The sequence below is a fragment of the Nonomuraea lactucae genome (assembly GCF_003313395.1).
GTDB lineage: Bacteria > Actinomycetota > Actinomycetes > Streptosporangiales > Streptosporangiaceae > Nonomuraea > Nonomuraea lactucae.
On sequence record NZ_QNFZ01000900.1, the window covers coordinates 1 to 7,521 of the forward strand.

A 7,521-nucleotide genomic window follows, 5' to 3' on the forward strand; every position below is an offset into this window, starting at 1 on the left:
GGGCGGCACCCGGCCGGGGATGACCGCCAGCCGGGTGCGGGGCCGGGCGTCCGCCGGGACCGAGCGCAGCAGCGCGCGCGTGTAAGGGTGCCGCGCGGCGTCGAAGACCGTGGCGGCCGGGGCGCGTTCGACGACGTGCCCGGCGTACATCACCACGACGTCCTCGCAGAAGTCCGCCACCACTCCCAGGTCGTGGGTGACCAGCAGCACCGCCATGTCGAGGTCGCGCCGCAGACCGTCGAGCAGGTCGAGGATCTCCGCCTGGATCGTCACGTCCAGGGCGGTGGTCGGCTCGTCGGCGATGAGCAGCCGAGGCTCGCAGGCCACCGCCGCGGCGATCATCACCCGCTGCTGCATGCCGCCGGACAGCTCGTGCGGGTAACAGTCCACCCGGCGGCCCGCGTCGGCGATGCCCACCCGGTCCAGCAGCTCTTGCGCCCGCCGCCGCGCGGCCCCCCGACGCTCGCCGAGATGCAGCCGCCGCGACTCGGCGATCTGGTCGCCCACGGTCATGGTGGGGTTCAGGCTGGTCATCGGCTCCTGGAAGATCGTGCCGATCTCCCGGCCGCGCACCGAGGCCAGCTCGCGCTCGCCGCGGCGCAGCAGCTCGCGCTCGCCCAGCCGGACGCTGCCGGCCACCGGGCGCACCCCGGCCGGGAGCAGTCCGAGCACCGCCATCGCGGTCATCGTCTTCCCGCAGCCCGACTCCCCGATCAGCGCCACCGAACCGCCGCGCGGCACGGTGAACGTCACGTCCTCGACCAGGCGAGGCTGGGCGTGGCCGCCGGTCAGGTCGAGGGTGAGCCCTTCCACCGCGAGCACCGGCTCGGCCGGTGCCGTGGCCTGGACGGTTCCAGCGGCCTTCGTGGTCTCCGCGGCCTTGGCGTTCACTGCGACCTCTTCACTGTGACCTCTTCACTGGGACCTCTTCACTGGGACCTCCTCGCCGCGACGGCGTCGCGCAGCCGGTCGCCGAGCACGTTGAACGACAGCACCGTGATCAGGATCGCGACGCCGGACGGCAGGACCGAGTAGGGCGCCTCGGCCTGGTTCTCGTACGCCGCCTTGAGCATCGAGCCCCAGCTGGCGTCGGGCGGCTGGACGCCCAGACCGAGGAAGCTCAGGCTCGCCTCGGCCAGCAGGGCGAAGCCCATCAGCAGCGTCGCCTGCACCAGCAGCGGCGCCCGGATGTTGGGGAGCACGTGCACCAGCAGGATCCTGGGCGTGCTCGCCCCGATCGCCTGGGCCGAGGAGATGTAGGTCTCCCCGGCGACCGCCATGGTCGCCCCGCGCACCACGCGGAACAGGTGCGGGGCGAACACTATGCCGATCGCGATCATCGCGTTGGTCAGCGACGGGCCCATCACGGCGATGACGGCCAGCGCGAACACGATCGCCGGAACGCTCAGCAGGGTGTCGGAGATCCGGGCGGAGACCATGTCGAACACGCCGCCCCGCAGCCCGGCCAGCAGGCCCGCGGGCACCCCGAGCGCCATGCCGACCACCAGCGAGATCAGCGGCGCGATCAGCGAGATCCGCGCCGCGTAGACGATCCGGCTGGCCACGTCGCGGCCGAACTCGTCGGTCCCCAGCAGATGCTCGCCGCTGACGCCCGCGAACCGGGCGGCCAGGTCCTGCGCGTGGGGATCGTGCGGCGCGATCAGCGGCGCGGTGACGGCGAGCACGGCCAGGACCACGAGGTACACCGCGGCGGCGATCGCGGACGGGCTGCCGCCCAGCGAGCGCAGGACGCTCGGCCGCCGCGGTCCGGACGCCGGCGTCTCCGGCGCCGACTGATCGCTCCCGGCCGGGGGGAGCGCGACCACGCTCATGACGACCTCACTCTCGCGTTCACTTTCGGGTTGATCCGGCCGTAGGCGACGTCCACGAGCAGGTTGGCGGTCACCACGACCACAGCTGCGAAGATCACGAAGCCTTGCAGCACCGGGTAGTCGCGTTCGAGGGCGGAGTTGACCGCCAGGCTGCCGAGGCCGGAGATGCCGAAGACCGCCTCCACGATCACGGTGCCGCCGAGCAGCTTGCCGGTCTGCAGTCCCAGGACGGTGACCACGGGGATCGCGGCGTTGCGCAGCACGTGGCCACGGACCAGGCGCACGCCCGTTGCGCCACGCGCCCGCGCGGTGCGGATGTACGGCTTGGCGAGCACGTCGATCACGCCCCCTCGGGTGTGACGGGCGATCTCGGCGGCGACGGCGAGCCCGAGCGTGGTCCCGGGCAGGACCAGATGCCGCAGCCAGGTGGCCCCGCCCTCGCTCAGCGGCGCGTAGCCCGTCGCCGGGAACCACGGGTTGACCAGCGCGAAGAAGGTGACCAGCACCATCCCGATCCAGAAGCTGGGCAGGGCGATCCCCACGGTGGCCACGGTGGACACGGCCCGGTCCGCCCAGCCGCCCTGCCGCAGCCCGGCCACCACTCCCGCCCCCACTCCGAAGAGCGAGGCGAACAGCAGTGCCACGAGCGCCACCGACAGCGTGGCGGGTGCGGCGTCGGCCAGCATGCGGACGACCGGAAGCCCGTTGAAGATCGACTGCCCGAGGTCGCCGCGCACGAGGGCGCCCAGCGACCGGCCGTACTGCACGGGCAGGGGATCGTCGAGGCCGAGCGCCGTGCGGATCAGGGCGACCTCCTCGGCCGTGGCCCGCTCTCCCGCCAGCTGCTGGGCGGGGTCGCCGGGCACCAGCCGGATGAGCAGGAACGTGAGCAGGTGCACCAGCCAGATCACCAGCACCGCCGTGGCCAGTCGCCGGGCCGTTCTCACCATGGGGTTATCCCTTCTTGCCGATCCGGACGCCGTGGAACGCGAAGGTGCCCATCTGCGGGATCGAGATCCCGGTGACCCCGGGCTGGACGCCGACCACGTTGTCCGGGGCGCAGATCGGGATCACCGGCGGCCCGGCCTCGAACACCTTCTGGAACAGCTCGCGCATCGGCCCCTGCTGCCCCTCGGGGCTGGACTCCCGCCGCGCCCGGTCCACGAGCTCGTCGAGGCCCGGCAGGTGGAACTTGCCCGGATTGATGGGCCCGTTCTTCAGGTAGTGGTCGGCGACGAACGTGGTGGGGTCGGGCCTGCCGACGTCGATCGGTATCACCAGGGCGTCGAACTTGCCGCTCCGCATCATCGGGTTGACCTGCGCGGCGTCCACCACCTGCAGTTCGGTCTTCACGCCGGCCTTGCCGAACTGGGCCTGCAGCGCCTCGGCGAGGACCTGGTACTGGGTGATGTTCGGCGCGGTGATGGTGAACGACAGCGGCTTGGCGTCGGTGTAGCCGGCCTTGGCGAGAGACTCCTTGGCGCGGGCGGGGTCGTAGGCCGCGTCCGGGCGGGCTTCCAGGCCGGGGACGTGCGGCGAGTACGCCTCGATGAAGGGCTGGACGGTCGGCTGGCAGCCGTCCTTCGCCAGGTTCTTGTCGATGCCGTCGCGGTCGATCGCCTGGCTGAGCGCCTTGCGGACCTCCCCGTCCTTGAGACCGGGCCTGGAGGTGTTGAGCAGCACGGTGTAGACCAGCGTGCGGGGCTTGATCAGGACGTTCAGCCCGGCGGACTTGAGCCGGGGGGTCTGCGCGGGCCGCAGGTAGGCGGCGTCGAGCTGGTGGGACTCCAGGGCCCGCAACCTGGTGCTGTCGTCCGACATCGTGATCATCTTGACCCGCGGCATGGTGACCGAGGGGCGGTTCCAGTAGCCGTCCCAGGTCTCGTAGGCGACCTCGCGGGTGGAGTAGGCGGTCACCTTGTACGGCCCGGCGCCGACCGGCTTGTGTGCCAGGTCCGGATCGTTCAGCGCCTTGGGGCTGATGATCATCCCGCCCTCGTTGGTAAGCACGCTGAGCAGGTGGCCGCCGGGCCGGGACAGGTGCAGCCGCACGTGCGACGGGTCGACGACCTCGATCCGGTCGATCGCCTCCAGGTCGCTCGCCGCGTTCATCTCCGGCCGTTTGCCACGTTCCAGGCTGGCCCGGACCGCCTCGGCGTCGAAGGTGGCGCCGTCCTGGAACTTCACGCCCTGGCGCAGGGTCAGGTCGAGCGTCTTGCCGTCGGGCGCCAGCTTCCACTCGGTCGCCAGGCCGGGGACGAACGCGCCGGACTCGGGGTCGTTCTTGATCAGGGTGTCGTAGACGGGCATCTGGAAGATCAGATCGAACTGCCCGGCCTTGTGCGGGTCGAGCGTGGTGGCGCGGGAGGGGTAGCCCCAGCGGAACGTGGTGGCCGCCGCCGTTGATCCGTCCGACCCGCAGGAGGCGAGCGACGAGGCGAGCGCCAGTCCCAACACCGGGGCGAGCCATGTGCGGTGCAGAGTGCGTGACGGGTGGATGCGGGGGTGTTGACACCGGTTCGGGCCTGGCCTCATGGCGCCCTCCTCATTGTTGAGCTCCGTCTTCACAGGTGATCGGCCGCGAAGTGGGGTGAACGTAACAAACTTCCTGGACGGCTAGCAAGTACATGGAGCCGAGTGTGTCCTGACCGAAACGCCTGTTGTGATCAGTCCAGAGAGGCCGATGGCAGGTCGCGGGCGGCCAGCGCCCAGCTGAGCTCCACGGTGGTGTCCGGCGAGTCCAGGCGGGCGCCGGTCAGCTCCTCGTACCGCCGCAACCGATAGCGGACCGTGTTGACGTGGACGTGCAACCGGCGCGCCACCACCCCGATCTGGCCGCCGGTGTCGAGGTAGGCGCGCAGGGACTGCTCGATCAGCGCCCCGAACTCGCCCTCGGCGGCGAGCGGCCGCAGATGCCGGTCCACGAGCAGCTCGGAGAGCTCCCGCTCGGACGCCACCGCGATCCGCCAGGACAGGTCGCCCAGGTCGTGCACGCCGGTCCGCCCGTACGCGCGGGCGACGCCGAGCAGGCGACCGGCGGTGCGATACGAACGGTGGACGTCCCCGAGCGCGGCGGGCGGGCCCAGCCCGGCCGTCACCCGCAGGTCCCCGATGTCGGGCTTGGCCTGGACGATCCCGGCGATCGTGCCGTCGTCGACCCCGATCATCGCGATGCGGCCATGGGACCGGCACAGGTCCTCCAGCCGCCGCGCGACCTGATCACGCTGATCGCGGCGGGCCCCGGTGCCGCTGTCGGTGCCGCCCTTCGCGCTGGCCCCCGCGCTGGCCCCCGTGCCGGCCCCCGTGCCAGGCTCGGTGTTGGCCTCTGTGGCGGCGGATGCCCGGATCGCCTGGTAGGTCCGCGAGGTGTCGAGGCCGTAGGTTGCGGCGCCGCCGTGGATCTCCGCCGCGCTGAGCGTGCCGTGCAGCAGCCCGTGCAGGAAGTCCGCCCGCCGGCGGGCGTCGTAGAGCGCGGCGGACATCTCCGCCCTGCGGTGGACGGCGGCGATCTGCCGGCTCTCCACGTCGGTGAGCTCCCACAGCCCGGTGGTGCGGTCGATGATCAGGGCGGGATCGAGCCCGTGCCGGGTGGCCTCGGCGATGAACATGTCCCGGATCGTGCTGTAGGCGCGGCGGAACGCGCTCAGCCCGTCGGCGAGCTGCACGCCGCGGGCCACGCGGTCGCTGGCCACCTCCGCCTCGTCGATCTCCTCGGGCGAGGGCACCCGGCCGTGGCGCAGCAGGCCGAGCGTGCGGTCGATGTGCCTGGCCCAGATCTGCTCCAGCAGCTCGCGGGGGACGTGCCGGTAGGACGGCGCCTGCTCGATCAGGTCGTCGAGGATCCGGTCCCGGGCCTGCTCATGCCTGTCGAGCATTGCCGCGATCACGGCCTCCAGGACGTCTCCGTCGTCCGGCGCATCCGTCATGACACCCCCATGGGTTGTGTGAACGAACAATATGCGGCCGGTCGCCCTTTGCCGATCCTCCATCGACGGTCCGCCGCGCACGTCGCACAGTTAGCCACTGACCGACCAGCCGAAGGAGATGCGGTGGACGAGGCAACGGGACTGGAAGGCCGGGTCGCCATCGTGACCGGGGCCGGCTCACGCGGTGACGGCATCGGGAACGGCCGTGCCGCGGCGGTGCTGCTCGCCCGGCGCGGCGCCCGGGTCGCGCTGGTGGACTCCGTGCCCGAATGGGCCAGGGCGACCCAGACCATGATCGAGAACGAGGGCGGGAGCAGCTTCGTCGCCGAGGCCGACGTGTCGGACCCCGCGTCCTGCTCCTCGTGCGTCGAGCGGGTGGTCGAACGGTGGGGCGCGGTCGACATCCTGGTGAACAACGTCGGCGTCGGGGGCCCCGCCGGCGACGTCGTCGAGGTCGATCCCGAGGCCTGGGAGCAGTGCCTCCGGACCAACGTCACGTCGATGATGCTGATGTCCAAGTACTGCGTGCCCCAGATGCGGCAGGCCGGGGGCGGCTCGATCGTGCACGTGTCATCGGTGGCCGGGCTGATCGGCGGACACCCGAACATCGCCTACCCCGTCGCGAAGGGAGCGATCATCCCGCTCACCCGCGCGATGGCGGCCCAGCACGGAGCGGACGGCATCCGGGTCAACGCGGTTGCCCCGGGCATGGTCTACACCCCCATGGTGGCGACCAGCCCCGGGATGACCGAGGCGGTCCGGGAGATCCGCCGCGGACGATCGCTTCTCGGCACCGAGGGCACCGGCTGGGACGTCGGCGAGGCGGTCGCCTTCCTCGCAGGAGACCGGGCCCGCTGGATCACCGGCACCGTCCTCACCGTGGACGCCGGCGCCACGGCCGGACGCCGTGACTTCTCCCCCAACCTCTCCCGCGAAAGGCAACCCGCATGAACAGGATTCCGCTCGTCACCCCCGACACCGGCGACGCCGGGGCCGCGGCGCTGCTCCAGGACGCCGAGAAGACGCACGGCTACGTGCCCAACCTGTACGCCACGCTGGCCAACGCCCCGGCCATGCTGCGCGGGTTCCTCAGGTTCGGCATGCTCCTGCGCGAGGCGCCCACGTCGGCGCGCCCGCTCCGCGAGCTGATCATCATGCGCTGTGCCCAGCTCAGCGGCGCCGCCTACGAATGGGCCCATCACTGGCCCCTGGCCATCGAGAGCGGCGTACCCGAACGCAAGCTCCTCGCCCTGTCGAACTGGGCGGCCGAGGACGTCTTCACCGACGACGAGCGTGCCGTGCTGGACTTCGCCGAACAGGTGCACGCGTCCGGCCATGTCACCGACTCCACCTTCGCGAGGTTGCGGGAGCGCTTCGACCCGGAGCAGATCGTGGAGATCACCTTGACGGCGTCCTTCTACGCCCAGGTCGCGCGGTTCCTGCTCGCGATGGACGTCCAGGTCGAGCCCGAGTTCCGGGTCTACCTGGACACCTGGGAGTGACCCTGGACATCCGACCCCCTGCCCACACCGGCGCCGGGTCCCGCAGGCCGGCCTGATCCCGTTCCACCGGACATGTCGCGACCTGGCTAATGTGTCTGCGATGAGCGGTGACCGGGTCATTGACGGGTACGTGCTCCGGCGCGTCCTCGGCCGGGGTGGCATGGGCGAGGTGCACCTCGCGACCACCCCGACCGGAGCCCTGGCCGCCGCCCTGACGGTCGCGCCGGCCTCGGCGGCACCGCGGGCGGCGACGCCCACCCC

At 71.8% G+C, this 7,521-nt stretch carries 7 protein-coding genes; 2 read left to right on the forward strand and 5 right to left on the reverse strand.

Annotation, left to right across the window (positions count from 1 at the left end; all coding sequences use genetic code 11):
- The 5 genes from DQW85_RS31110 to DQW85_RS31130 all read right to left on the reverse strand — a co-directional run.
- The coding region (locus tag DQW85_RS31110) for an ABC transporter ATP-binding protein (RefSeq protein WP_162795517.1) at nt 1–891 on the reverse strand (891 nt) is incomplete at its 3' end.
- Between the two features lie 38 nt (nt 892–929).
- Nucleotides 930–1,832 (reverse strand): ABC transporter permease, encoded by a 903-nt coding sequence (locus DQW85_RS31115; RefSeq protein ID WP_113703371.1) that lies wholly within the window; start codon nt 1,830–1,832, stop codon nt 930–932.
- Nucleotides 1,829–2,782, reverse strand: a complete 954-nt coding sequence (locus DQW85_RS31120; protein ID WP_113703372.1) for an ABC transporter permease — start codon at nt 2,780–2,782, stop codon at nt 1,829–1,831. The genes DQW85_RS31115 and DQW85_RS31120 overlap by 4 nt, the downstream gene beginning before the upstream one ends.
- A gap of 4 nt (nt 2,783–2,786) precedes the next feature.
- A complete protein-coding gene (locus DQW85_RS31125; RefSeq protein ID WP_162795518.1) occupies nt 2,787–4,289 on the reverse strand; it encodes an ABC transporter substrate-binding protein in 1,503 nt (500 codons plus the stop codon).
- A gap of 209 nt (nt 4,290–4,498) precedes the next feature.
- Nucleotides 4,499–5,758: a PucR family transcriptional regulator gene (locus DQW85_RS31130; RefSeq protein ID WP_113703374.1), complete on the reverse strand. Its 1,260-nt coding sequence runs from the start codon at nt 5,756–5,758 to the stop codon at nt 4,499–4,501.
- Nucleotides 5,759–5,881: 123 nt separating this feature from the next.
- Between DQW85_RS31130 and DQW85_RS31135 the strand changes: the two genes are divergently transcribed.
- Nucleotides 5,882–6,709: an SDR family NAD(P)-dependent oxidoreductase gene (locus DQW85_RS31135; protein WP_205315545.1), complete on the forward strand. Its 828-nt coding sequence runs from the start codon at nt 5,882–5,884 to the stop codon at nt 6,707–6,709.
- Nucleotides 6,706–7,260, forward strand: coding sequence for a carboxymuconolactone decarboxylase family protein (locus DQW85_RS31140; protein WP_113703376.1), 555 nt, complete (start codon nt 6,706–6,708; stop codon nt 7,258–7,260). Before DQW85_RS31135 ends, DQW85_RS31140 begins: the two co-directional genes overlap by 4 nt.
- Nucleotides 7,261–7,521 lie beyond the last annotated feature (261 nt).

Excerpts from the sequence above, each read along its gene's own strand:
- DQW85_RS31115 (WP_113703371.1), bottom strand. The coding sequence starts at position 1,832 with ATGAGCGTGGTCGCGCTCCCCCCGGCCGGGAGCGATCAGTCGGCGCCG.
- DQW85_RS31120 (WP_113703372.1), bottom strand. The coding sequence starts at position 2,782 with ATGGTGAGAACGGCCCGGCGACTGGCCACGGCGGTGCTGGTGATCTGG.
- DQW85_RS31130 (WP_113703374.1), bottom strand. The coding sequence starts at position 5,758 with ATGACGGATGCGCCGGACGACGGAGACGTCCTGGAGGCCGTGATCGCG.
- DQW85_RS31140 (WP_113703376.1), top strand. The coding sequence starts at position 6,706 with ATGAACAGGATTCCGCTCGTCACCCCCGACACCGGCGACGCCGGGGCC.